Source organism: Pseudomonas sp. RC4D1, assembly GCF_018390395.1.
GTDB lineage: Bacteria > Pseudomonadota > Gammaproteobacteria > Pseudomonadales > Pseudomonadaceae > Aquipseudomonas > Aquipseudomonas danubii.
This window is the reverse complement of the sequence record NZ_JAHBAW010000003.1, coordinates 920,964-944,751: the sequence shown is the minus strand read 5'-3', so window position 1 is coordinate 944,751 and position 23,788 is coordinate 920,964. Positions and strand designations below refer to the sequence as shown.

The 23,788-nt window shown below is 63.0% G+C and carries 22 protein-coding genes; 12 read left to right on the top strand and 10 right to left on the bottom strand.

What is annotated here, in order from left to right; all coding sequences use genetic code 11:
* Window positions 1-7 precede the first annotated feature (7 nt).
* Complete coding sequence (locus KHO49_RS29195; protein ID WP_102879384.1) at window positions 8-349, bottom strand: hypothetical protein; 342 nt, start codon at window positions 347-349, stop codon at window positions 8-10.
* 199 nt (window positions 350-548) lie between these two features.
* Here KHO49_RS29195 and KHO49_RS29190 point away from each other — a divergent pair, with 199 nt between their 5' ends.
* On the top strand, window positions 549-809 hold the full coding sequence (locus KHO49_RS29190; protein WP_213666336.1) for a hypothetical protein: 261 nt from the start codon (window positions 549-551) through the stop codon (window positions 807-809).
* 9 nt (window positions 810-818) lie between these two features.
* Here the strand turns inward: KHO49_RS29190 and KHO49_RS29185 are convergent, their stop codons facing one another.
* Window positions 819-1,262, bottom strand: coding sequence for a nuclear transport factor 2 family protein (locus KHO49_RS29185; RefSeq protein WP_213666335.1), 444 nt, complete (start codon window positions 1,260-1,262; stop codon window positions 819-821).
* A gap of 139 nt (window positions 1,263-1,401) precedes the next feature.
* Here KHO49_RS29185 and KHO49_RS29180 point away from each other — a divergent pair, with 139 nt between their 5' ends.
* The 3 genes from KHO49_RS29180 to KHO49_RS29170 all read left to right on the top strand — a co-directional run bounded on the left by KHO49_RS29180 (window position 1,402) and on the right by KHO49_RS29170 (window position 4,738).
* On the top strand, window positions 1,402-2,022 hold the full coding sequence (locus KHO49_RS29180) for a TetR/AcrR family transcriptional regulator (protein ID WP_110595654.1): 621 nt from the start codon (window positions 1,402-1,404) through the stop codon (window positions 2,020-2,022).
* A 208-nt stretch (window positions 2,023-2,230) separates the two neighbouring features.
* A complete protein-coding gene (locus KHO49_RS29175; RefSeq protein WP_102865077.1) occupies window positions 2,231-2,611 on the top strand; it encodes a RidA family protein in 381 nt (126 codons plus the stop codon).
* Between the two features lie 123 nt (window positions 2,612-2,734).
* A complete protein-coding gene (locus KHO49_RS29170) occupies window positions 2,735-4,738 on the top strand; it encodes a peptidase U32 family protein (protein WP_110595649.1) in 2,004 nt (667 codons plus the stop codon).
* 19 nt (window positions 4,739-4,757) lie between these two features.
* On the opposite strand, the gene KHO49_RS29165 is transcribed toward KHO49_RS29170, so the two are convergent.
* On the bottom strand, window positions 4,758-5,639 hold the full coding sequence (locus tag KHO49_RS29165; protein WP_123390915.1) for a LysR family transcriptional regulator: 882 nt from the start codon (window positions 5,637-5,639) through the stop codon (window positions 4,758-4,760).
* A gap of 179 nt (window positions 5,640-5,818) precedes the next feature.
* Here KHO49_RS29165 and KHO49_RS29160 point away from each other — a divergent pair, with 179 nt between their 5' ends.
* The 3 genes from KHO49_RS29160 to KHO49_RS29150 all read left to right on the top strand — a co-directional run bounded on the left by KHO49_RS29160 (window position 5,819) and on the right by KHO49_RS29150 (window position 8,349).
* Window positions 5,819-6,889 (top strand): SDR family oxidoreductase, encoded by a 1,071-nt coding sequence (locus KHO49_RS29160; protein WP_110595745.1) that lies wholly within the window; start codon window positions 5,819-5,821, stop codon window positions 6,887-6,889.
* Between the two features lie 17 nt (window positions 6,890-6,906).
* Window positions 6,907-7,449: a histidine phosphatase family protein gene (locus tag KHO49_RS29155; protein ID WP_213666509.1), complete on the top strand. Its 543-nt coding sequence runs from the start codon at window positions 6,907-6,909 to the stop codon at window positions 7,447-7,449.
* Between the two features lie 192 nt (window positions 7,450-7,641).
* Complete coding sequence (locus KHO49_RS29150) at window positions 7,642-8,349, top strand: peptidoglycan DD-metalloendopeptidase family protein (RefSeq protein ID WP_213666334.1); 708 nt, start codon at window positions 7,642-7,644, stop codon at window positions 8,347-8,349.
* A 91-nt stretch (window positions 8,350-8,440) separates the two neighbouring features.
* On the opposite strand, the gene KHO49_RS29145 is transcribed toward KHO49_RS29150, so the two are convergent.
* Both KHO49_RS29145 and KHO49_RS29140 read right to left on the bottom strand, forming a co-directional pair.
* The gene (locus tag KHO49_RS29145; protein ID WP_213666333.1) at window positions 8,441-10,720 is read right to left on the bottom strand and encodes a KAP family P-loop NTPase fold protein; all 2,280 of its coding nucleotides are present in this window, start codon (window positions 10,718-10,720) and stop codon (window positions 8,441-8,443) included.
* A 12-nt stretch (window positions 10,721-10,732) separates the two neighbouring features.
* Entirely contained in the window at window positions 10,733-12,139 is a 1,407-nt protein-coding gene (locus KHO49_RS29140) for a hypothetical protein (RefSeq protein ID WP_213666332.1), read from the bottom strand.
* Window positions 12,140-12,357: 218 nt separating this feature from the next.
* Here KHO49_RS29140 and fnr point away from each other — a divergent pair, with 218 nt between their 5' ends.
* Window positions 12,358-13,110: a fumarate/nitrate reduction transcriptional regulator Fnr gene (fnr, locus tag KHO49_RS29135; protein WP_170002991.1), complete on the top strand. Its 753-nt coding sequence runs from the start codon at window positions 12,358-12,360 to the stop codon at window positions 13,108-13,110.
* 11 nt (window positions 13,111-13,121) lie between these two features.
* Here the strand turns inward: fnr and KHO49_RS29130 are convergent, their stop codons facing one another.
* Window positions 13,122-14,483, bottom strand: coding sequence for an MBL fold metallo-hydrolase RNA specificity domain-containing protein (locus KHO49_RS29130; RefSeq protein ID WP_102879399.1), 1,362 nt, complete (start codon window positions 14,481-14,483; stop codon window positions 13,122-13,124).
* A gap of 45 nt (window positions 14,484-14,528) precedes the next feature.
* Entirely contained in the window at window positions 14,529-15,440 is a 912-nt protein-coding gene (locus KHO49_RS29125; protein WP_102879400.1) for a universal stress protein, read from the bottom strand.
* A gap of 257 nt (window positions 15,441-15,697) precedes the next feature.
* Here KHO49_RS29125 and KHO49_RS29120 point away from each other — a divergent pair, with 257 nt between their 5' ends.
* The gene (locus tag KHO49_RS29120; RefSeq protein WP_102879401.1) at window positions 15,698-16,261 is read left to right on the top strand and encodes a GNAT family N-acetyltransferase; all 564 of its coding nucleotides are present in this window, start codon (window positions 15,698-15,700) and stop codon (window positions 16,259-16,261) included.
* Between the two features lie 44 nt (window positions 16,262-16,305).
* Here KHO49_RS29120 and KHO49_RS29115 read toward each other — a convergent pair whose 3' ends face one another.
* The 3 genes from KHO49_RS29115 to KHO49_RS29105 form a co-directional block, all read right to left on the bottom strand.
* Window positions 16,306-17,229, bottom strand: coding sequence for a universal stress protein (locus KHO49_RS29115; RefSeq protein WP_102879402.1), 924 nt, complete (start codon window positions 17,227-17,229; stop codon window positions 16,306-16,308).
* Between the two features lie 116 nt (window positions 17,230-17,345).
* Window positions 17,346-18,584, bottom strand: coding sequence for an MgtC/SapB family protein (locus KHO49_RS29110; RefSeq protein ID WP_102879403.1), 1,239 nt, complete (start codon window positions 18,582-18,584; stop codon window positions 17,346-17,348).
* Between the two features lie 147 nt (window positions 18,585-18,731).
* Window positions 18,732-19,640, bottom strand: a complete 909-nt coding sequence (locus tag KHO49_RS29105) for a helix-turn-helix domain-containing protein (RefSeq protein ID WP_102879404.1) — start codon at window positions 19,638-19,640, stop codon at window positions 18,732-18,734.
* A 163-nt stretch (window positions 19,641-19,803) separates the two neighbouring features.
* Between KHO49_RS29105 and KHO49_RS29100 the strand changes: the two genes are divergently transcribed.
* Genes KHO49_RS29100 through KHO49_RS29090 form a run of 3 tightly spaced genes read left to right on the top strand, consistent with a single transcriptional unit; the run spans window position 19,804 to window position 23,609 of the window.
* Window positions 19,804-21,162, top strand: coding sequence for a glutamine synthetase family protein (locus tag KHO49_RS29100; RefSeq protein ID WP_102879405.1), 1,359 nt, complete (start codon window positions 19,804-19,806; stop codon window positions 21,160-21,162).
* Between the two features lie 48 nt (window positions 21,163-21,210).
* The gene (locus KHO49_RS29095) at window positions 21,211-22,299 is read left to right on the top strand and encodes a polyamine ABC transporter substrate-binding protein (RefSeq protein ID WP_102879406.1); all 1,089 of its coding nucleotides are present in this window, start codon (window positions 21,211-21,213) and stop codon (window positions 22,297-22,299) included.
* Window positions 22,296-23,609: an NAD(P)/FAD-dependent oxidoreductase gene (locus KHO49_RS29090; protein WP_213666331.1), complete on the top strand. Its 1,314-nt coding sequence runs from the start codon at window positions 22,296-22,298 to the stop codon at window positions 23,607-23,609. Before KHO49_RS29095 ends, KHO49_RS29090 begins: the two co-directional genes overlap by 4 nt.
* Window positions 23,610-23,788 lie beyond the last annotated feature (179 nt).

Sequence of the window (23,788 nt, the reverse complement as noted above, 5' to 3'; positions counted from 1 at the left end):
CGGCGGGTTACAGGCAGTCTTGTGCGGTCTTTTCGAAATGGGACGGGGCAAAGCTGGAGGCCAGCAAATGCCGCTCATAGAGGAATACCTTGCCGCCGTTGGGCGCCTTGTAGGCTTCCAGCACGTTGTCCGCCGCGACCTTGCTGGTGACCACGATCCGGTAGCCGCGCTGTGATTGCGAAACGGTAGCGGTCTGGTCGCTGCTCTGCAGCTTGGGCATCACGCAATCGGCGTATTGGGCGGGGGTTTTGCGGGTCTGCATGACCAGGCTCGGGTTGTTCGGCGCAGAGGCGCAGCCGGCCAGCACAACAGCGGCAGAAGTCATGGCAAACAGGGGTAAAAGGCGCATCGGACACATCCTGGAGTCAAGAACGCGGGTACAGGGCGCCACGGGGTGAACCCTGCGGGCGCTATCGAGGGCGGCGATTTTCCACGGTTGACGCGTCCGACAAAATAGCTGTTTTTTGATTGTCACTATCACTTGAACCAATAGTTGCCCTGCGGGCAGACTGCCCGGCAGTCCAACTACAACTAAAAGGGATTCTTGCGTGCGAACTTTTGACCTTATCCGCGATGCCGTCCTGCCCGAATTTCGCGAGCGGGTGGCCGACTACCTGATCGAGTATGAAAGCGTATTGCGTGACAACAGCGCAGACCCGCAGGCATTGCAGGCGGTTGCCTACCAACTGCGCGGCTATTTGCGCGGCCTGAACACCACTCGGGTGCTGGGAATGGCGGACTGGGAAGAGCTGGATCGGCGGGTGGTGGCGACCTGGCTGAGCCCGGCCGCCGGTGAAACCCTCGAATAACCCGGCTTCTCAGGGTGCCGACGGCGCTCCCTTGCTGGCGGCGAGGTAGGCGGACAAACGCTTGCCCATTTCCTCTCCCAGGGCCTGCAACCCACTCATGGGCCGCACCATGACCTCGAATTCGACAATCTTGCCGCCCTCGTCAAAGCGGATCATGTCGATGCCCTTGACCTGTTTGTCGCCGACCCGGGCGCTGAACTCCAGCACCACGTTCAGGCCATCGGCGGTGGCCAGCTCGCGGTGATAGGCAAAGTCCTCGAAGACATTGAGCACCGTGCCAAGGATGGTCGCCACGACCTGAGCTCCCGGGTAGGCGGTATGGGCCATGGGCGAACGAAACACCACCTTGGGGTCCAGCAGTCCGGGCAAGTCGTGCAGGTCTTGCCCGGCGACCATGGCGTGCCAGCGTTGCAAGGATACGGCGGCCTGGGGTTGCAGTTTCAGTTCTGACATAGGGGGCTTCCTTAAGCGGTCTTGTTGTTGTGGCGCCCAGGCTACGAGCCAATCTTAGCGCCGTCAAGATTATGGCTCATGATAAGATTTCGGCGCTTTTTTTTGCCTTTCAGTCGAAGCCATTCGGGGCCTTCCAAACATGACCAAGCACTCCTCGCGCTCACGGGATTCCTACCACGTGGGCAATCTGGCACCGCAACTGCTCGATGCGGCCCGGGACATGCTTGAGGAAGTCGGCCCGACCAAGCTGTCGCTGCGCGCGGTGTCCGAACGGGTCGGGGTCAGTGCCACGGCGGCCTATCACCATTACGCCAATCGCGCGGAGCTCATCGGCCACTTGGCCGCTCAAGGCTTTCACGAATTGGCCCAGGTGTTGCCCCGGGACAGTACCCAGAGTGGCCTGCAAAAATTGCGCGATGCCTGCCTGGCCTACTTCAGTTTTGCCCGCGCCAACCCGGCGCTTTACCAGCTGATGTTCGGCCCCGAGTTCGCCACTGGCGAGATGCCGCCCCTCTTACTCAATGCCCGCAACCAAGCCTTTGGCGAGCTGCGACGGATCATTGCCGAGATCCTCGAACTGGACATCGAACACCCCGAGGTCCGTCGGGCCGCCCTCGCCGGCTGGTCCTATACCCATGGCCTGGCGTCGCTGGTGATCCATGGCGTCCTGCACTTTCCCGCCGGCACCTCGGACCAGCGCTTCGTCGACAACACCCTGCAAGGCTTCCTGCAACTGTTCCAGGCCGGTAGCCGGGAATGAAGTTCGCTGACGACAAGCTCAGCTTTATGCTCAAAAGCGCTCCCGCAGCCGACGCGCAACGGGTCCGCGATGTGAACAGGCTCCTGAGCCTGCAAGCGTGACCTGGACGACGCATGGGATGAGGACCGGAAAAAGACCCTCATAACTTGAACTTCAATCGGCACCCACTCATCCTTGCGAACCGTTTTCCCTCGAACAAGAGACCCCCATGGCCAACCCAGACCTCATCTTCACCCCCGACCCGGACGCGGACTCCATCTCCTCCGACGTCGCCGCGTTCAACGGCATCCTGGTTTCCACTCAGATCCCGACCCGCGCCGACGGTAGCCTGGAACTGGGGGACATCACCCTGCAGAGCGAATGCACCCTGCAGGCGCTGAAAGTGGCCCTGGAGCGAGCCGGCAGTTCCATGGACCGGGTCATGCACCTGACCATCTACCTCACCGACATGGCCGACCGCGCCGCGTTCAACGAGGTCTACCAACGTTTCTTCGCCAAGCCCTGGCCGGTGCGCGCCGCCGTTGGCGTGGCCGCCCTGGCGGTGGAAGGCATGCGCGTGGAGGTCACCGCGATGGCCGCCAAGGCCTGACGCCGCGGGTTTATTCGCGGCTGCGCGCAATGCGTGGCCGCCACCGGGCAGCATACGGGTGCCGGGCACGCGTTTCGCCGCTACAATGCGCGCCTTGATCCTGATAAGCCTGACTAAAAAAACATGTCCTTGCCCAAACATCACCTGGAACTGCTCAGCCCTGCCCGCGATGTGGCCATCGCCCGCGAAGCCATCCTGCATGGCGCCGATGCGGTGTACATCGGTGGCCCGAGCTTCGGCGCCCGTCACAACGCCAGCAACGAGGTGGGCGAGATCGCCCAGTTGGTGGAGTTCGCCCGCCGCTATCACGCCCGGGTGTTCACCACCCTCAACACCATCCTCCACGACAACGAACTGGAGCCGGCGCGCAAGCTGATCCATCAGTTGTACGACGCGGGTGTCGATGCGTTGATCGTCCAGGACCTGGGGGTGATGGAGCTGGATATTCCGCCCATCGAGCTGCATGCCAGCACCCAGACCGATATCCGCACCCTGGAGCGGGCCAGGTTCCTCGACCAGGCCGGTTTCTCCCAACTGGTGCTGGCCCGTGAACTGAACCTCAAGGAAATCAGCGCCATCGCCGCCGAAACCGACGCGGCCATCGAGTTTTTCATTCACGGCGCCTTGTGCGTGGCCTTTTCCGGTCAGTGCAATATCTCCCACGCCCAGACCGGCCGCAGCGCCAACCGCGGCGACTGTTCCCAGGCCTGCCGCCTGCCCTACACCCTGAAAGACGAGCACGGCGGCGTGATCGCCTACGAGAAGCACCTGCTGTCGATGAAGGACAACAACCAGAGCGCCAACATCCGCGCCCTGGTGGAAGCCGGCGTACGCTCGTTCAAGATCGAGGGGCGCTACAAGGACATGGCCTATGTGAAGAACATCACGGCCTACTACCGTCAGCGCCTGGACGACGTCCTCGAAGACCGTCCGGACCTGGCCCGCGCCTCCAGCGGCCGCACCGCGCACTTCTTCGTCCCCGATCCAGACAAGACCTTTCACCGTGGCAGCACCGACTACTTCGTCAGCGAGCGCAAGATAGACATCGGCGCCTTCGACTCGCCGACCTTCACCGGGCTGCCAGTGGGCACCGTGGAAAAAGTCGGCAAGCGCGACCTGCAAGTGGTGACCTTCGAGCCGCTGTCCAACGGCGACGGCCTCAACCTGCTGGTCAAGCGTGAAGTGGTGGGTTTTCGCGCCAACATCGCCGAAGCCCGCGGCGAATTCGAAGAAGACGGCGAGAAACGCTACCGCTATCGGGTCGAACCCAACGAGATGCCCGAAGCCCTGCAGCGCCTGCGGCCCAACCATCCGCTGAGCCGCAACCTCGACCACAACTGGCAGCAGGCCCTGACCCGCACCTCCGCCGAGCGGCGCATTGGCCTGTCCTGGCTGGCCACCCTGCGTGAAGAACGCCTGCAACTGACCGCCACCAGCGAAGAAGGCATCAGCGCCAGCGTCACCCTGGACGGTCCGTTCGGCGTGGCCAACAAGCCGGAGCAGGCCCTCGGGCAGCTGCAGGACCTGCTGGGGCAACTGGGCACCACCCTCTACCACGCCACCGACATCAAGCTGGATGCGCCCCAGGCGTACTTCATCCCCAATTCCCAGCTCAAGGCCCTGCGCCGGGAAGTCATCGAAGCGCTGGACACGGCCCGCGTCGCGGCTCATCCACGGGGCACGCGCAAGGCCGAAAGCAACCCGCCGCCGGTGTACCCGGAGTCGCACCTGTCGTTCCTGGCCAACGTCTACAACCAGAAGGCCCGCGACTTCTACCACCGCCACGGCGTGCAACTGATCGATGCTGCCTTCGAGGCACACGAGGAACACGGCGACGTGCCGGTGATGATCACCAAGCACTGCCTGCGTTTCTCTTTCAACCTGTGCCCCAAGCAGGCCAAGGGCGTAACCGGCGTGCGCACCAAGGTGGCACCGATGCAACTGGTGCACGGTGACGAAGTACTGACCTTGAAGTTCGATTGCAAGCCCTGCGAAATGCACGTCGTGGGCAAGATCAAGGGCCACATCCTCGACCTGCCGCTGCCGGGCAGCGCCGCCGCCGAAGCCGTCGTCGGCCACATCAGCCCCGAAGACCTGCTCAAGACCATTCCCCGCGCGCCGCACTGAGTGACGCACCGGCGCAGTCCTAAGGGATTGCGCCGGGTTGTCCAGGCGCCAGTGCCTCACTCAAAACCTGCTCCAGAACCTCGAAGCAGTGTTTGATATGCGCCTGCTTCAAGGCTTGAGGCCGGGTCACCAGATAGATCTCCATCGCTGGAAACGTCATCGACGCAAACAGCTCCACCAGATCGCGCCCCAGAATCCGCGGCATGACCGCAATCCCCATCCCGCGCCGTACCGCCTCGACCTGAGTCGTGAACGAACTCACCCTGATCTGCCGGCCCTCAAGGCCTGCGGCCTTGGCCGCGCGCATCTGCGGCAGGTTGTCCAGGGGTGGAAGCAAGCCGATGGTGGCGGCCGTCGCCGGGGTGATGTCCGGGCACCTGCGCAACAAGTCAGCACTGGCGAACACGCCATACTCAAGCTTGCCCAATGCGCGATAGATCAGCGAAGGCTCACCCTGATGCGCAGTGCGCACCGCGATGTCCGCCACGCCGCGGGCCAGCTTGTGAAACTCGGCGCTCACCTGCAGCTCCACCGAGCAGCCTGGATGAACCGACGTCACCCGATGGGCTGCCTCCAGCACCCAAGGGGCAAAGCCCTCGCCTGCACTGACCAGGATGCTGCCGCGCAGTTCGCTCTGCGACTGCGTGAGGCCCACAGTGCTCTGGCGCCTCAGCCCTTCCTCTGCGGCCAGGGCGACTTCCACCAGTGATTGTCCCCGCGGCGTCAGCCAACAGCCCTCGACACCTCTTTGCAGCAGTGGCTCGCCCAGGGCCGTTTCCAATTGGCTCAAGCGACGGGACACCGTCGAGGCCGCCACCCCCAGCAATTGGCCGGCCTGCAGAAAACTGCCGCGCCGCCAGACCGCCAGCAACAGGCGCAGATCATCCCAATTCGCTTCCAAAGCCCTACTCCCTGCTGGTCGCTTTGCAAATTCGCAAAGCCATTATGCAGGACTCGCTGTTTTTCCGTGGTGCTGGCCAAGGTATATCTAGCGCCCTCCAAACCCATGGAACGGACCGTATGAGCACTGCCCCCGAACACCGCACCCAAGCGAACGCCGATGCCGGCTATCGCCCTGAAATGCATTACACCTTTGTCACCGGGGCCACTGGCCTGCTGGGCAACAATCTGGTCCGGCAACTGCTGGCCCGAGGCTGCCAGGTCAAGGCCCTGGTACGTTCAAGAGCCAAGGGTGAACAGCAGTTCGGTTCGCTGCCAGGGTTGGAACTGGTGGTGGGCGACATGGCCGATGTCGACTGGTTCGCCGCTGCACTGCATGGCTGCGACACGCTGTTTCATACCGCGGCGTTCTTTCGCGACAACTACAAGGGTGGCAGTCACTGGGAACAACTGCAGAAGATCAACGTCCTGGGCACCCAGCGCTTACTGGAGCGGGCCTACAGCGCCGGTATCCGCCGCTTCATCCACACCTCGTCGATTGCCGTGCTCAAGGGCGAGCCCGGCCAACTGATCGACGAGACGTGCCTGCGTGACCCCGCCGATGCGGATGACTACTACCGCAGCAAGATCCTCGCCGATCAAGCAGTGCTGGCGTTCCTCGAGAGCCATCCGCAGATGCATGCCTGCATGGTTCTGCCCGGCTGGATGTGGGGCCCCGGAGACATCGGGCCGACGTCCTCCGGACAATTGCTCAACGACGTGGTGCTTGGCCGCCTGCCCGGCCTGGTTCCAGGCAGTTTCTCAGTGGTCGACGCCCGCGATGTGGCACTGGCGCAGATTGCCGCCGCGCGCCAGGGACGCCGGGGCGAACGCTACCTGGCGGCGGGCCGGCACATGACCATGGCCGAACTGGTACCGCTGCTGGGGCGTGTCGCTGGCGTCAGGACCCCAGTGCGCCCGTTGCCAGTCCCTTTGCTCTATACCTTGGCGGCGGTGCAGGAACTCTATGCCCGCTTGACCGGCAAGCCGGTGTTGCTGAGCCTGGCCACGGTGCGTCTAATGCTTCAGGAATCCGGTCGCAGCCGTTTCGACCCGAGCAAGAGCGAACAGGAACTGGACCTGAGCTTCCGGTCCCTGGAACGCACCATCAGCGATACCCTGGCCTGGTATCAGGACCATGGCTGGCTTCCCAGACAGGCGCCGGCCGCCCATTCCTCGAACCGCACCAAGCAGGACGTAACCAGACCTTGAACAGCACCATCATCCTCATGCGTCACGGTCAACCCGAAGGCATAGCGAACGACAGGATTTCAGCACTCGACATGCAGGGCTGGATCCAGGACTACGATCGCTCGGCAATCACTGCGCACCCAGCCCCACCATCCAGTCTGCAACTGGCCGCCAGCGCCGCCGTGATTGTCTCCAGCAGCGCTCCTCGAGCACTGGCATCGGTGCAGGCCCTGGGGCTGCAACCGACCTTGGTGGACCCACTGTTCTGCGAGGCGCAACTGCCTTATGGACCTTGGCGACAACCACGCCTGTCACCTATTACCTGGGCGGCCATTCTGCGAATCCTGTGGTGCTGCGGTTACTCCAGGCACGTCGAAACCGCCACTGCGACCCGGAGTCGGGCGGCAGCCGCCGCCCTGCAACTTCAGTCCCTGACCCAGCAGGGCCCCGTGCTGTTGCTCGGCCACGGCTGGATGAATCGGCTGATTGGCAAACAGCTGGCTGGCGCCGGTTGGCGTCGCCAAGAACGCTCCGGCAGCCGCTATTGGAGTGCGACGGTGTATCGGCGTAGCACTGCCTGATCGTTGCGGCGTCATAAGTCCTGACGCTAGATGGCCCAGCGCTCAACCAGCAACACAATCATTGAATTTAACGCTGCATGTTGCGGTCTATAACGCGCCTCTCAAGCCGCAAACAGGTATAGTTGCCGGCTTGCCTGGCGCGTCGCGGGCAGCTCGGGCTGCAGGGCTTTATCAGGACTTAATGGTTGCCGTGTGTTGGTAAGACTTCTATTGATTGCACTACTGCTGGCGGTATCGGCCTGCAGCTCCAATTCCTCCAGCCCTGGCGGCAACGCGCCCCTCAAGGCCGGTGAATACCGGGTCAAGCGTGGCGACACGCTGTATTCGATCGCCAGCCGCAATGGCACCAACTGGAAGGAAGTGGCGCGGCTCAACGGCCTCAAGGCGCCCTACACCGTGGAAGTCGGCCAGGTGCTGCGGGTTGGCGGCGCGACCAGGACCACCCGCGTGGTCAGCAGCAAGTCGCGCAGCACCGCCAGCAAGAGCAAGGTCAAGGCCGCACCGCCCGCCCCGCCGATGCCCAAGGTCACCCTGCAAGGCTGGAGCTGGCCGCTGCGCGGGGTGCTGATCGGCCGTTTCTCCCCCACCGGCAAGCTCAACCAGGGCATCCGCATCGCCACCACTCAGGGCCAGCCCATCCACGCCACCCTGGGCGGCAAAGTGGCGTTCGCCGGCTACATGCGCGGTTACGGCAACCTGATGATCCTCCAGCACGGCCCCTCCTACACCAGCACCTACGCCTACAACAGCCGCTTGGTGGTCAAGGAAGGCCAGATGGTGATCAAGGGCCAGAAGATTGCCGAGGCCGGGTCCCAGGACACCGACCGCGCCCAGTTGTACTTCGAAATCCGCGCCAATGGCGTACCGGTGGACCCATTGCGGTTGTTGCCGCCGGGGTGAGTGCAGCACGACCGCTGTGCTGAAGGCCCAGGAAAGTCATCGACACCTGGGTCGATGACTTCTCGCACCATTGAGCAGAGGCTGCGCGGAGTCAAATGCCTCGCAGTTCGTGCTCGATGTCATCGGGCTTGCCACTCCACCAGTCGGGAGTGGCAAGCAACCCCGGGCTTGCCACCTGCTTTTCAAGCTGCGACTTCAACTTCTTCAGATATACCCGGGTCTGGATGGTCGGCTCCAGCTGGCAGAGGGCTTGCCAAGCCAGCTGGATATATTCCAGGTAGCGCGTGGCCTGCTCTGCACAGGTAGAGGAAGACTCCCATCGATCAGTAAACGCACCAAGGTAGGACAAGGCGTTCTTCGCCAGTATTTCCCTGGCGCCCAGCTCCTGGGTGCTGCCGATCAGTTCCTTCAAGGCTGCGCATCCCAAGTCTTTGCTGGCCTGGGTATACAGGGGTGAGCGCTCTTCAGTCAGTACCCACTTCAGTCGCGCATCATCCTGGCCCAGTGCATTCGCTACGCCATTGGGCAAGGCGAACACCTGGATGGCACTGTGTATCAGAGGCGGCGCGAGCACCGTCCGCAACGCATCCACATAGTGCTCATATGCTCGGGCAACTTCCCAGGCAGGAACACGCAGCGTGCCCTGTATAGGCTCTGCATCCAGATACAGGCGCTGTGGATCATCGCACTGAGCGGCAATGATCGCCGCCAATCGCAGCTCGCGTTCTCGGAGCGCTCTTTCCGGTTGGCTGCCGTCCTTTGAGACGCTCCCATAAAAGCTCCTGATAAAGCCGATACACACGTCATATTCGCTGCGAGCCTTGAATATGGCGCCCTGAAGATCGGCCGTGTAACAGAACTCGATCAACCCCAGCAGCTCACCGGCACGGCTCAACGCTCGCTCAAAGGCTTCCCGTGAGTAGAACGAGGCGGTTCTGCCCAACTGCTCGCCATACTGGAAATTCGCCATGTTGAGCATCGCGCTGGCCACGGCAACCTCTCCTTCATCGCTACGACTGGCCGCATCACGAATGAAGTCGTTGAGGGTCTGGACGTTCTGGAATTCACCCCAGGATTTCACCAACCGGGAAAACTCGGGAATGGTGAACTCCACTTCGCGGACCGCCAGGCTCATCTCATAGTGAATGTTTGCCAGAGACAGTTTGCTTCTGGCATGGCCCAGCTCTTCGATCAACTTCAGCAGGCGCTTGTTCTTAATCTCATCCTTGGGAGATTGTGCGGCGTTGAGCGCTACTTGCTTGTGCTGCTCCTGTTCCTTGGTATTGGCATTGCCGAACATGTTGGCTCTGAAGGCCGAGTGGAAACCCAACAAGTGCTCTTCAACCACCTGGGCCACCTTGGGCTCGGTCTCACGCAAGATGGTCTGCAGGATGATTCCGCGCCAGTCCAGTTGGCCCTCGGCATGTCGATCAGCCGCCGCGCCAAACACCGACAAGCTGCGGCAGATGCGCTTGGCCTGGCGCGGATTGGTGGGAAACCACTCGGCGGTCTGCGCGATGGCCGTGTCCGGCAGGAATGGGCAGCAGTATTTCAGGTTCCTGGCGACCATTCGCTGCACCTGCTTCGGGCTTGGCTCGGGCAGGGTCACCGGTACATCGATGATCTTGTCCAGAAAGTGCTGGGCCGACTCGCCGAAGGCTTCGGAATAGGAGCGAAGTGCCTTGCCCACCACGTCCTTGTCGAAGGCCAGGACAAAGACAAATCCCGGCCAGTCCAGAAGTTCCCGCAGCGTCAACAGGGTCGTCGGGAGCATCCGGGGATCGGCACGGTCGAGGTCGTCGACAAAGACAATGATGCGTCTATCGCCCAGTTGCTTGCGCAGGGCATCCAGGTCGCTTTTTTCCAGTTGCAGTATTTCGCTCAGTTTCTCGAAGACCAACCCTGCCGCGCCGGCGGCCAAGGTTACGATTTCGCTGTAGCTGGCCGACTCGGGCAGTTTGAGGTCAGCGGTTTTATTGGCGGCTTTTCCCAGGATCTCGGCGATCTTTTTCGACTGGCGCTTGGTCCAGTGCTTGAAGGGTTCGCCAACACCTGAACGTTGCAGTGTATCCGCCAGCGCCAGATAGAACTGAACGATGAACTCCTGCTCCCCGGTGGTGCGCCACGCGGGAAGCCGGATGACAATATCGTCGTTCTTCTCAGCAATCTGCTGCAGAAAATTCAGCACGCTGGTCTTGCCGCTGCCCCACTGACCATAGAGGCCGATCCGCGCCGACCAGCCCAAGGGCGTCGCGGTGATCATGCGGTAGACCAGCTTGGCCACCGGCCAGCGGTCCAGAAGGTCGTCCTCGCGTCGGGTCAGCGCCGCGTCGTGCCCACCCGGGGCGGTAAAAGTCTGTGTGGCTGACATCTGCTTACGTCCTTACTGCTGCGGCTTGATCAGCTCGATGGAAATCATTTTGTGCATGCCACTGAGGGGCACCAGACGCTTGGCGTCCATCTGGTAGAAACCGGCCACCGGACTGATGGACGCCGGCATGGCCGGGGTGCAACCGGTCAGGCTGTAGAGGTTCATGTAGTCGGCATTGGGGTCGCCCACGGTGCCCTGGCGCATGGACAGGCTGCAACGCAGACTGCCCTTGAGCCCCGGGCCACCGTCACCCTGGACTTCCAGGCGCAACGGGCAGACACCCATGCGCCGCCCACCCATCCAGGGGTCCTGGGCCTGCGGGCATTCCTGGTCGCCGACGGTGGCCATGACCTGGCCCACCAACTGGCGCAGGTCCTTGTTCTGGTCGGGCCAGACTTCGCCGTTGTCGACCATGCGGTCCTTGATGAACAGGGTGTAGCGCACAGGGAAGCCGACCTTGTTGCTGAGCATGAACGCGCCCTGGGAATAGGCCAGCTTGTCGCCGGCGATGCAACCGGCGCGATCGGTGACGGAGAACTCGGTGGTGTTGAGGTTCTTGATATCGGTGCCGCCGTTGAATCTGATCAGGCACTGGGCTTGCCGGCCATCGCGGCAGTTGTTTTCCACCAGGCGCAACCCCTTGCCGACCACAGCGCTGTCGTCGATGACAAAACCGTTGAAGTTGGTCATGTCGCTGGGCAGCACGCGGTTGACCCGCAAGTCGACGAGAAAATCGCCGTTCTGTGCCAGCGAAGGCTCCAGGTTCATCGAGAAGCGTGCATTGCATTGCTGCTTCAGGGTCACCTTGAAGTTCTGCGCATCCGGCAGGCCACCGATCATGCCACCCGCACCGATCGGCAGGCCGAGAACGCTGCCCAGGGTGCTCAGAATGCCCGAGATCATGGCCTTGGTCTTGGCATAGGCCTCCAGCTCGTCGTTGGTCATGTTGCTGACTTGGGCTTGGCTGAAGTTTTTCGACTGCTTCCAGTTGAAGCTGGTGGTGGAGCTGATGGTCCCGCTGAGCCGGGCTTCGTCGCAGGCCCCGCGTTCCTGGCAGAACTTGAGGTTGAAACCCCAATCCTTGTGGAAGATATCGAAGATGTTGAACATCGGTTTGCTCAAGGCCATCACCAGCATGCCCTGCTGGCGCGCGCCGATCACCACGGGACCGGACTCAAGGCCCTTGGCGGTGGCGTATTTGGGCACGCTTACCGGGTATTTGCGCTCGAAATCCGAAGAATCGACGTGGAACGGCGGCTCAAACGTGATGGGATAGTCGCCTTCGTTCTCGATCACCAGGGTGATGAAATCAGGCTCCGCTGCCTGAGTCTCAAGGCTTAGTACCGCCAATGGCAGGCTAAGCAGGCAGCTTGTCAGCAAAGTCGTTTGGCAACGGGTCCAGAATCCAGTCCTGCGCATCGTCAATCCTTGAACATGGGAGAGGGGGCGCTCACTTTAAATGCTTTATGGCGTATTGCCACCCCCCTTCTCTTGCTCGCTCCGGATCAGCGTCAGGCGCCACCGGCGAATGTTAAAATCGTTTAACCGTGCTCCCCGGGCCGCATCGGTCTACATTCAATCACCAGGCTCGCCCTCCTCCTCTGGCCTGAGCCGACTCAACTGCAGCGAGCCCCCCCATGCCGCCATTCGAGACACGCCCTATCCAGGTGCAGTACCTCAAAGCCGCCTGCTCAAGTTGCAGCGTTCTGGAATTGTGTTTGCCCCTGGGCCTCAGCCACCAGGAGGTCGAACGCCTGGACACCTTGATCCTGCAACGGGTCAGGGTGAAGAAAGGCCACACGCTGTATCGCGCCGGCGATCCCTTGAGCTCGCTGTACGCGGTGCGCCTGGGGTTCTTCAAGACCAGCGTGCTGTCGGTGGACGGTCGTGAACAGGTCACCGGGTTTCAGATGGCCGGGGAGATTCTCGGGCTGGATGCCATCAGCAGCAACCTGCACGCCTGCAGCGCCTTTGCCCTGGAAGATGGCGAGGTGTGCCCGATTCCCTTTGCCCAGTTGGAACAGCTGTCCCAGGCCCTGCCTTCGCTGCAGCACAACCTGAACAAGATCCTCAGCCGGGAGATCGTGCGTGATCACAGCATGTTGCTGCAGATGGGCAACATGAACGCCGACGAGCGTCTGGCAGCCTTTCTGCTCAATCTGTCGCAACGCCTGAGCCTGCGGGGCTATTCGTCACGGGCCTTTGTCCTGCGCATGCGCCGCGAGGAGATCGGCTCCTACCTGGGCCTGCGCCTGGAAACCATTTGCCGGTGCATCGCCCATCTGCGGGATCAGGGCTTGGTGATCATCGACGGCAAGCAGGTCCAGATCCTCGATCTGGAAGGCCTGAAACAGCGGGTGGCGGGTTGTCATAACGCCGCCAGGGAATAGTCCCCCGCCCCTCAAGGCTGCAACTCCACGCTGTCCCGGTATTCCGGCACCGACACCGACCAGCCCAGTTCCAGGCTGATGCGCCGGCGCAAGGTGTCGGCGGCGTTGGCCTCGCCGTGGACCACGTAGGTGTGTTTCGGCGGGCGCTTGAAGCCTCGCAGCCATTGCATGATCTCGTCGGCATCGGCATGGGCCGAGAGGCTCTGCATGGCCGTGACCTCGGCGCGGATCGGCACTTCCCGGCCATGGATACGTACCGACTCGGCGCCAGCGATGATCTGCGCACCACGGGTGCCGCCGGCCTGGAACCCGGGAATCAATAGGCTGTTGACCGGGTCGGGCGCCAGTACCTTGAGGTGGTACAGCACCCGACCGCCGGTGGCCATGCCGCTGGCGGCGATGATCACCGCCGGGGTCTTGAGCGAGTCCAGGGCCATGGATTCCTGGGTGCTGCGCACGATGTGTGCGACATGGCACATGCCTTCGCACTCTTCCCGGGACAGCCGATGGTCACTGCGAAAGCGCTGGTACAGATGGGTGGCGTCGGTGGCCATCGGGCTGTTGAGGTAGATGGGCAGGTCGGGAATCGCCTGGCGCTGGCGCAAGCGATACAGGTGATACATCAGTAACTGCGCGCGGCCCACGGCAAAGGACGGCACCAGGGTGATGCCGCCACGCTGGGCGGTGCGGTTGATGACGTCAGCCAGTTGCTGCTCGGGGTCGTCCCGGGAATGCAGGCGATCGCCATAGGTCGACTCCACCAGCAGGTAGTCGGCCTGTTCGATGCTTTGCGGGGCGAACATCACCGGGTCCTGCATGCGTCCCAGGTCGCCGGAGAACACCAGTGCCATGCCTGCGGCATCCACCTGGACCGTGGCGGCGCCGAGAATATGCCCGGCACCGCGCAATTGAATGTGCATCCCCGGCACCACCTCCACTCGGTGCTGCAGTTGCACCGGGTGCAGAAGTTTCAGGGCCTGCTCGGCATCGCGCTCGGTATACAGCGGCAATGCCGGGGAGTGCTTGGAATAGCCATGACGATTGGCATAGGCCGCCTCCTCTTCCTGCAGGCGACCGCTGTCGCGCAGCAGAATCTTCGCCAACTCGCAGGTAGCCGCTGTGGCATACACCGGCCCGCGATAGCCGTTGCGCACCAGCACCGGCAGGTAACCGCTGTGATCAAGGTGAGCATGGGTCAGGACAATGGCATCCAGTTCACGCAGTGGCAGGCCAAAGGCCTCCCAGTTGTGCTGGCGCAGTTGCTTGTAGCCCTGGAACAGCCCGCAGTCCACCAGCACATGCCGGCCCTCGTGCTGCAACAGGTATTTGCTGCCGGTGACAGTGCCGGCGGCACCGAGAAAACTAATGCGCATCGTCATCTCCTGGCTGCCGGGCAGGGCCACGGCTCAAGCCCGATCTCACTCCTGAGGCTCCACCAGCATCAGGCTGCAAGGTGTGTGATACAGCAGTTGCTCGGCGCTGGAGCCGATGAAGCGTTGCAAGCCTCGGCGATGCACACGCCCGAGGACCATCAGGTCGAAATCGTTGTCGGCGGCGAAGCGTGCGATGACCTGATGCGGCACACCCTCCAGGCGATAACAGTGCTCAGGGGCAATGGCGTAGCGCTCGGCCAGGGTCTCGAAGGCTTCCTGCTGCGCATCATTCACCGCATCGCGCAAGCTGATGTTGGTGTCAGGACTGTAGATCGGCAGGCCGGTGGCGTTCTCAGTGGCCCAATCCACCACATTCAGCAAGTGCACCCGGGCACCGCAGTGTTTGGCCAGGGTCGCGCACATCTCGAGAATGCGTTGGTTCAGGCCCTGGGTCAGGTATTCCAGATGGGACAGGTCCAGGGCGGCCAATACCTTCAACGGCAAGGGGTGCCGGCAGTCCGTTACCAGGTGCAACGGCTGGCGCAGCTCGCGCAGCAGCAACCAGTCCAGAGGCTGGTAGAAGATGCGCCTGAGGCTTGGCACCGGCTGGGCGTCCTTGACCACCAGGTCCGGGTGGTAGTCGCTCACATAGTCGAGAATCTCCTGCAGGCGAGCCTTGGCCCACAGCACCTCGGTGCTCACCTGCAAACCGTGGGCCCGCTCGAAGCGGGCCTGTTGTTCCAGCCAATGCCGATGCACCTGCAGGTAGCCTTCCCGGGCCTGGGCCATGGCTTGATGATCGAACAGCCCCGCCACCTCCAGCACCTCGACGAAGTCAAAGGCGACGATGTGCAAACTGGCGCCCAAGGCCCGGGCCAACGCGCTTGCGCGATCAAATGCCGGGCTGCGGGACAGGGCCGTAGGTGCAATCAATAGCACGCGTTGCAGTGTGGACATGGGCACCTCCCGGACGGCGCACTGAACAACGGCCAGGGCGCCCCCAGCCGATGCCTCGATGATGCTCGCCACCCGCGCCGCCGGCTTGATAAAAATCACAAAGCGGCGGGTTAACGCCGCGTCGGCAGTGAATATCCGAGCCCCTGAGCCGCGTCTGATCCAGATCAGATCCTGCCCCCTGCAACAGGCGTAAAGGATAGGAACCACGCGGCCTGGGGTCGCGGGCCACGCTTGATCATCCCTAGAGGATCGCCCCCATGTTCAGCATCAAAGAACACAATGACCAGGCCGCCGCAGCCTATGGCTGCGTGACCGGTCAGCACTGGATCGAAGCCCTTGATGATGGCCGCCACGTGCTGATCAGGCCCCTGACAGAGCAGGATCGGCAGCGCGAATACGATTTCATCAAGCGGCTGTCCGCCGATTCCCGGCACATGCGTTTTCTGGCCCAGATCAAGGAGCCCGACACCGCCATGCTTAACCAGTTGATGGACGTCGATGGCAAGCAGCGCCTGGCATACATAGCCCTGGTGCATGAAAACGGCAAACTGATTGAAATCGGCGTCAGTCGTTATGCCGCCGCCACCGGCGATCAATGCGAATGCGCGGTCACTGTCGCCGATGAATGGCAGCACCTGGGCCTGGGCTCATTGCTGATGACCCACCTGATCCGCGCAGCCCGCCAGCATGGTTTTCAGCAGATGTATTCAGTGGACAGCGCCAACAACCAGCCGATGCGTGAGCTGGCCGCTGCCTTGGGTTTCACCACCCGTACCGATCCCGACGATGCCCATCAGGTGGTGCACCGCCTGTTCCTCTGACCCGAGCTGCCACGCCGCCCCATGGCGGGCGTGGCCGGCCCCTGTCACTGCTGGGGTTCGCGCGGTGGCTTGACCGCCCAGATACTGCAGGGTGCCTGCAACAGCAGGTGCTCGGCAGTGCTGCCCAGGCGCTTGTGCACACCACGGTGCTGGGTGGTGCCCATGACAATCACATCGCTCTGATGCTCCTCGGCGAAGCGGCAGATTTGCTGCAGCGGCATGCCTTCAATGAAGTGACTGCGTTCCGGGGGCACACCGTGGCGCTCCGCCAGCGCGCGATAAACCTCGTGTTGCGCCGCGCCCAGGGCTTCATACAAACCACTGGCCAAGGACAGCGCGCCGGCGCCGGTGTCCTTGGCATAGACCGCCACCCAGTCATACACATGCAGCAGGTCCAGCTCGGCGTCGCACTGCTCGGCCAGTTTTACCGCCGCGTCGACGATCTGATCGTTGAACTGCAAGTCCTGCACTTCGCTGCGCAGCACGTCGATGATCGCCAGCACCCGCCGCGGCCGCGGGTGGCGGGCTTCGGTCACCAGATGCACCGGCAAGGTGCAGTCGCGCAAGAGTTGCCAGTCCAGCGGGGTATAGAAGATCCGCCGCATCGCCGACTCGGCATGGGCATCCTTGATGATCAGGGCCAGGGGCATTTCATTGGCGAACTGCTGGATCGCCTGATACGGCTGGGTGACCCACAGCGCCTCGCACGTCACCTGCAGGCCCTGCTCGCGCATCGGTTGCGCCTGTTGTTCCAGCCATTGCCGGTGCTGTTGCAGATAGGCCACCTGCAATTGCTCGGCCTGGCCGCTGTCGAACAGCCCTGCCAGCGTCAGCGCCTGAAGATGATCCAGGGCGACCATGTGCACCGGCAGTTGCAAGGCCTTGGCCAGTTGCGCAGTGCGCTCGAAAGCCGCGGTGCGCTGCATCTGCTGGGGCGCGATCAAGAGTAAACGTGGTGTTTGCGACATGGTTCACCTCGGCTCAAGCGCTTGAAAAAAAACCGCAAGGGGCACTCAAGACTGAGCGCTCTGGCCAGAGGCGAGTTGATCTTTGTCAGGCGTCGCGTTTTTTTTCCAGGGCCTGGTTACTGCAGCCAGACGCCGCCCCACATCGCCAGGGTCAACAGCACCTGCCCGGGTATGACGCAGAGGGCAAAGCGCCGCCCGCCACTGATGGCTGCCAGCACGCACTTGCTGAGTGCGTTGCTGCTGACGGCCAGCATCACCACGCTGCCGATGGCCGCGGCGGGCAATTGCCCGGACTTGACCAGCGAAGCAATGGACGCCGTGGACGCATGGGCATCGGCAAAACCGCTAATCAGCGCGGTCAACATCACCCCCAACTGCCCGAAATAGTTGAGCATGAGCGAAGACGCGAAGGTGATGGCGCTCATGGTCAGGGCCACGATCAAGGCCAGCTTGGGATTGAACGCGCCCTTGTCGCTGACCGGTTCGACGCTGCCGGGATCGGTGCGGGGAAACATCAGGCAGGCGGCATACAGCGCCGTGCTCGCGCCCCCCAGCAGCAGGGGCAGCCACATGGCCTGCAGCAGCGCGCTATCGACCGTCGCCAGAATCAGGCCGATCTGCGCCACCGTGGCCAGGTTGGAGAGAATCGCCGCCGCGCCGAGGGTCCGGACCTGCTGCGGCGCGTTGGCGACCCGCTGGCCCATGGAGACGATGGTCAAGGTGCTGGACACGAACCCCGACGCTACGGCGCTCAGGGCATACCCGTAATGGGTGCCCAGGGCTCGTACCGCCACATGTCCCAAGGCGCCCACCGCCATCAACAGCACGGTCAGGGTGCCTATGGTGCGCAGGTTGAAGGCGCCATAGGGACCGATGAACCGGTCGGGCGCCAGGGGCAGGATCACCAGCGCCGCCACCAGCAGGGTCAGACCATCGGCGATTTCCCGGTCGCTCAACTGACTGCGCACAAAGTGATGGAGTGTCTGTCGATAGGCCAGCAAGGCAGTCATGACAACGGCGATGGCCAGCGCCAGCTCCGGGGCCGTGCCACATAAGGCCCCGAGGATCAGCACCGCCAGCAGCGCCACTTCGCTGGTGACCCCCGGGTCCTCTTGCTCGTTGCGCCAGTAGGCCACCGTCACCAACCCGGCCACCGCAATGGCCAGCGAGGCCAGCAGCAGCGGGCCGCCGACTCGCTGGCCGATGAACCCCAACAGCGCGGTGATGGCGAAGGTACGCAACCCGGCGCTGCCACGCTGAGGCCCCTGCCCTTTGCGCCGCTCGCGCTCCAGGCCCACCAGCATGCCGATCCCCAGGGCCGCGGCGGCGTTGGTCAGGTCGATGGTTTCAAGCATTGCACGCCCCAGGAAGACAGCCCACACCGAGAATAGAGCGCTGCCGGCGCTTTCGCGAATCGGCCGCCCAGCGCCTTGCAGGAGCCGGCTTGCCGGCGAAGACTGTGTTGAGGGCGATGCAGGGTTTGCGGGCTTCTTCGCTATGGGTCAGGCGCGGCCATGGCGTTTCAGAGTCTGGCTGGGCAACTCCTTGAACAGCGCTCGATAGCTGCTGGAGAAGCGTCCCAGGTGCCAGAACGACCAGTGCATCGCCACCTCGGCCACGGTGGTTTCGCCAGGGCCACGGCTGAGCAACTCCCGGTGTGCGCTGTTGAGCCGGCGCAGGCGCAGCCATTGGCTGGGGGCCATGCCGGTAAAGGCCTTGAACGCACTCTGCAACTGGCGCAGGGAGACCCCGGCCACCTGGGACAGCTCCAGCAGGTTGAGGGTTTCTTCAGGGACGTCGGCGGCCCATTGCGCCACCCGCTGCATGATGCCCCGCTCCTCGTTGCGCCGTTGCAGGCTGCCCGGGTCCAGGCGCACGCAGGCGTTGTCGAGGATGTACAGGCAGTCGTCCAGCAGTTGCTGGGTCAGCGCTTCGCGGCTGGGTGGGTCGAGGGTCTGGGACAGGCGGGTCAAGGTGGCGCTCAGCCAGCGGCAGAACAGGGCATTCTGCTGGTTGGTCAGCGGGGCCATGAACAGGCCCTCCAGGCGTTCCACTCCCAGGCCCTGGCGCTGGACGAATTCGGGGCCGAACACCACCGCCACTTCCTGGTAGTTCTCCGGGGTGATCCAGATGTTGCGGCTCTCGCCATTGAGCAGGTAGAGGGCGTTGTCGCTGCGATCGAAACAGAACGCCAGGGCGCCTTGCGGGGCACTGAAATTCTGCTCGACCCGGGTGTTCATGCACTCCTCGTAGATCTCTACGCCCTGCAGGTCGAGGTAGCGCACCAGGCCGTTGAAATGCCCGGGGGACATCTGCTGGTAGTGCTGGACCCAACCCGGGGTAGCACGGATCTGATCGGCGACATCGAAGGTGTTGAAGGCTTGAACCTGAAGCGGATTGGACGCTGTCATCGGGGGACCTTGCGCACTCTTTTGGTGCGCTTTGGTGCTGCTTAAAGTGGATAGATGGAACAACAAGGCTCGCCCAAGATAGTCGCCAATGCGCCGCAGGGGAAGCCTTGCCGGGATACTCCCGCTCACCTCGGTGCAGACAAAACCAATCATCGAGGTCTTTATGAACGCCCCTTTCGATCAGCTTTCCTCCTGGCTGAAAGATCACAAGATTACCGAAGTAGAGTGCGTGGTCAGCGACCTGACCGGCATTGCCCGCGGCAAGATCGCGCCCACCAACAAGTTCCTGCATGAGCGCGGCATGCGCCTGCCGGAAAGTGTCCTGCTGCAAACGGTAACCGGGGATTTTGTCGACGACGACCTGTACTACGAACTGCTGGACCCGGCGGACATCGACATGATCTGCCGCCCCGACTCGTCATCGATCTACCTGGTGCCCTGGGCTATCGAGCCCACGGCCATCGTCATCCACGACACCTTCGACAAGTTCGGCAACCCCATCGAGCTGTCGCCGCGCAACGTGCTGAAAAAAGTGCTGCAGCTGTACACCGACAAGGGCTGGCAGCCGATCGTCGCCCCGGAAATGGAGTTCTACCTGACCCAGCGCTGCGAAGACCCGGACCTGCCGCTCAAGGCGCCCCTGGGCCGTTCGGGACGGGCGGAAAGCGGCCGCCAGTCGTTCTCCATCGATGCCGCCAACGAGTTCGACCCGCTGTTCGAAGACGTCTATGACTGGTGCGAAGCCCAGGGCCTGGACCTGGACACGCTGATCCACGAAGACGGCCCGGCACAGATGGAAATCAACTTCCGCCACGGCGACGCCCTGGATCTGGCGGACCAGATCACCGTGTTCAAGCGCACCCTGCGCGAGGCCGCGCTCAAGCACAACGTCACCGCCACCTTCATGGCCAAGCCGGTGGCCGATGAGCCCGGCAGCGCCATGCACCTGCACCAGAGCGTGGTGGACATCGCCACCGGCAAGCCGATCTTCGTCGACGAACATGGGCAGAAGAGCCAGCTGTTCCTGCACCACATCGGCGGCCTGCAGAAGTACATCCCCAAGGTGCTGCCGATGTTCGCCCCCAACGTCAACTCGTTCCGCCGCTTTTTGCCGGACACCTCGGCCCCGGTGAACGTCGAATGGGGCGAGGAAAACCGTACCGTCGGCCTGCGGGTGCCCACCGCCAGCCCCGACGCCATGCGCGTGGAAAACCGCCTTCCCGGCGCCGATGCCAACCCTTACCTGGCGATTGCCGCCAGCCTGCTGTGCGGCTACCTGGGCATGGTCGAGGGCATCGAGCCCAGCGCCCCGGTGGAAGGCCGGGCCTATGAACGCCGTAACCTGCGCCTGCCGATCACCATCGAGGACGCGCTGGCGCACATGGAGGATTGCCCGACCATCGAGCAGTACCTGGGGCGCAAGTTCGTCCGTGGCTATGTGGCGGTCAAGCGCGCCGAACACGAGAACTTCAAGCGCGTGATCAGCTCCTGGGAACGTGAGTTCCTGCTGCTCAGCGTCTGATTTCCCCACCTTCTGCAATCAATAAAAACAACCCGAAGAGGTGTCGATATGCGTCTTTTGCAAGCAGTGATCCCGGCCGCACTGGCGGTCTTGTGCAGCACCGCCGTCCAGGCACAACCCAGCGTCAGCGTGTACAACTGGACCGACTACATCGGCCAGACCACCCTCGCCGACTTCCAGGGGCAAACCGGGGTCAAGGTGATCTACGACGTGTTCGACTCCAACGAAACCCTGGAGGGCAAGTTGCTGGCCGGGCGCACCGGCTACGACGTGGTGGTGCCCTCCAACCATTTCCTGGCGCGCCAGGTGAAGGCCGGCGCGTTCCTCAAGCTGGACCGCTCGCAGTTGCCCAACTGGAAGAACCTGGACCCCAAGCTGCTGGCGCTGCTGGAGCAGAACGACCCCGGCAACCAGTACTCGGTGCCCTACCTGTGGGGCACCAACGGCATCGGCTATAACGTCGACAAGGTCAAGCAGGTGCTGGGCATCGAGCGCATCGACTCCTGGGCGGTGCTGTTGGAGCCTGCGAACCTGAAGAAGCTCCAGCAGTGCGGGGTGTCGATGATGGACTCGTCGGACGAGGTGTTTCCGGCGGTGCTCAACTACCTGGGGCTGGACCCGCGCAGTGAAAATCCCGAGGACTACAAGAAAGCCGAGGCCAAGCTGCTGACCCTGCGCCCGTACATCACCTACTTCCATTCCTCCAAGTACGTCTCGGACCTGGCCAACGGTGATATCTGCATCGCCTTCGGCTACTCCGGGGATGTGTTCCAGGCCGCCAATCGGGCCAAGGAAGCCAAGAACGGGGTGAACATCGCCTACGCCATTCCCAAGGAAGGCAGCAACCTGTGGTTCGACCTGCTGGCGATTCCCGCCGATGCCGGCAACGTCAAGGAGGCTCACGCCTTCATCAATTACCTGCTGGACCCGCAAGTGATCGCCAAGGTCAGCGGCTATGTCGGCTATGCCAACCCCAACCCGGCCTCCCAGCCGTACATGGACGCCGAGCTGGTGAACAATCCCGAGGTGTACCCGCCTCAGGACGTGCTCGACAAACTGTACATCTCCACCACCCAGTCGCCGGCCATCATGCGCTTGATGACCCGCTCCTGGAGCAAAGTGAAGTCCAACAAATGATTCAGCCAAACCTTTCGGGCAGTGCCAATGGGCACGCCCGCTCCTACTACGCCGCCTCCGCCGGCAGCCTGCCCGGCTACCCGTCCCTGGACGGGAACCTGAGCGCCGATGTCTGTGTCATCGGCGGTGGTTTCACCGGGGTCAACACCGCCATCGAACTGGCCCAGCGCGGGCTGTCGGTGATTCTCCTGGAAGGCCGGCGCATTGGCTGGGGCGCCAGTGGGCGCAATGGCGGCCAACTGATCCGCGGTATTGGCCATGACGTCAGCGGCTTTGCCCGCTACGTCGGCAAGGAGGGGGTGAAATACCTTGAGCATGCCGGGATCGAGTCAGTGGAGGTGGTGCGCCAGCGCATCGCCGAACACGGCATCGATTGCGACCTGCGCTGGGGCTTCTGCGAGCTGGCCAATACCCGGGCCCAGTTCGCGGCGTTCCAGGCAGAACAGGAGCATCTGGCGAGCCTGGGCTACCGCCACCCTACCCGCCTGGTGGCGCCTCAGGACATGCGTCAGGTGGTGGACTCCCCGGTGTATGCCGGGGGCCTGGTGGACATGGGTTCGGGGCATTTGCACCCACTCAAGCTGGTGCTGGGGGAAGCGCGGGTCGCGGCGTCCCTGGGGGTAAGGATCTTCGAACAGAGCCCGGTGCTGGAGCTGGTGCATGGCAACCGCGTCGAGGTGCGTTGCGCCACAGGCACCGTGCGCGCCGCCAGCCTGGTGCTCGGATGCAACGCCCACCTGGATGAACTGGAGCCACGCCTGAGCGGCAAGGTGCTGCCCGCCGGCAGCTACATCATCACCACCGAGCCATTGCCTGAGGAGTTGGCGACACAGTTGATCCCGCAGAACCTGGCGCTGTGCGACCAGAAAGTGGGCCTGGACTACTACCGGCTGACGGCGGATCGACGCCTGCTGTTCGGCGGTGCCTGCCACTATTCAGGACGAGATCCTGCGGACATCGGCGCCTACATGCGGCCGAAGATGCTCAAGGTATTTGCCCAGTTGCAGGATGTGGCCATCGACTTCCAGTGGGGCGGCAAGATTGGCATCACCGCCAATCGCTTCCCCCAGGTAGGTCGGCTGCACCAGTACCCCAACGTGTACTACGCCCAGGGCTATTCCGGCCATGGCCTGAATGTCACCCACTGGACTGCACGGCTGCTGGCCGAAGCCATCCATGCCGGGCACAGCCATGGCCTGGATGTGTTCAGCGCCGTCCCACACATGACCTTCCCCGGCGGCCCAGCCCTGCGCGCACCGCTGCTGGCCCTGGGCATGCTCTGGCACCGGATGCGGGAAATGCTCGGTTGACCGCCCGCCTTCGCCGGCCCATCTCGCTTGCTACGGAGCGGGCAGGTTCTCCAGGAGAACCGTCGCTGCGGAAAATCCAGCAACAGCGCATTGATCCGTTGTGGCCGCTCATTCTGGATGCCGGGCGCTCCAGGGTCGATGCGAGGAGCAGAACCTGGCAGATGGCGGCCGCAGCCCTG

Excerpts from the sequence above, each read along its gene's own strand:
- KHO49_RS29185 (WP_213666335.1), bottom strand. The coding sequence starts at position 1,262 with ATGTCAGAACTGAAACTGCAACCCCAGGCCGCCGTATCCTTGCAACGC.
- KHO49_RS29175 (WP_102865077.1), top strand. The coding sequence starts at position 2,231 with ATGGCCAACCCAGACCTCATCTTCACCCCCGACCCGGACGCGGACTCC.
- KHO49_RS29130 (WP_102879399.1), bottom strand. The coding sequence starts at position 14,483 with ATGCGCATTAGTTTTCTCGGTGCCGCCGGCACTGTCACCGGCAGCAAA.
- KHO49_RS29120 (WP_102879401.1), top strand. The coding sequence starts at position 15,698 with ATGTTCAGCATCAAAGAACACAATGACCAGGCCGCCGCAGCCTATGGC.
- KHO49_RS29090 (WP_213666331.1), top strand. The coding sequence starts at position 22,296 with ATGATTCAGCCAAACCTTTCGGGCAGTGCCAATGGGCACGCCCGCTCC.
- KHO49_RS29180 (WP_110595654.1), top strand. The coding sequence starts at position 1,402 with ATGACCAAGCACTCCTCGCGCTCACGGGATTCCTACCACGTGGGCAAT.
- KHO49_RS29155 (WP_213666509.1), top strand. The coding sequence starts at position 6,907 with ATGCGTCACGGTCAACCCGAAGGCATAGCGAACGACAGGATTTCAGCA.
- KHO49_RS29110 (WP_102879403.1), bottom strand. The coding sequence starts at position 18,584 with ATGCTTGAAACCATCGACCTGACCAACGCCGCCGCGGCCCTGGGGATC.
- fnr (WP_170002991.1), top strand. The coding sequence starts at position 12,358 with ATGCCGCCATTCGAGACACGCCCTATCCAGGTGCAGTACCTCAAAGCC.
- KHO49_RS29160 (WP_110595745.1), top strand. The coding sequence starts at position 5,819 with ATGCATTACACCTTTGTCACCGGGGCCACTGGCCTGCTGGGCAACAAT.
- KHO49_RS29100 (WP_102879405.1), top strand. The coding sequence starts at position 19,804 with ATGAACGCCCCTTTCGATCAGCTTTCCTCCTGGCTGAAAGATCACAAG.
- KHO49_RS29125 (WP_102879400.1), bottom strand. The coding sequence starts at position 15,440 with ATGTCCACACTGCAACGCGTGCTATTGATTGCACCTACGGCCCTGTCC.
- KHO49_RS29105 (WP_102879404.1), bottom strand. The coding sequence starts at position 19,640 with ATGACAGCGTCCAATCCGCTTCAGGTTCAAGCCTTCAACACCTTCGAT.
- KHO49_RS29095 (WP_102879406.1), top strand. The coding sequence starts at position 21,211 with ATGCGTCTTTTGCAAGCAGTGATCCCGGCCGCACTGGCGGTCTTGTGC.
- KHO49_RS29170 (WP_110595649.1), top strand. The coding sequence starts at position 2,735 with ATGTCCTTGCCCAAACATCACCTGGAACTGCTCAGCCCTGCCCGCGAT.
- KHO49_RS29145 (WP_213666333.1), bottom strand. The coding sequence starts at position 10,720 with ATGTCAGCCACACAGACTTTTACCGCCCCGGGTGGGCACGACGCGGCG.
- KHO49_RS29195 (WP_102879384.1), bottom strand. The coding sequence starts at position 349 with ATGCGCCTTTTACCCCTGTTTGCCATGACTTCTGCCGCTGTTGTGCTG.
- KHO49_RS29115 (WP_102879402.1), bottom strand. The coding sequence starts at position 17,229 with ATGTCGCAAACACCACGTTTACTCTTGATCGCGCCCCAGCAGATGCAG.
- KHO49_RS29140 (WP_213666332.1), bottom strand. The coding sequence starts at position 12,139 with ATGCGCAGGACTGGATTCTGGACCCGTTGCCAAACGACTTTGCTGACA.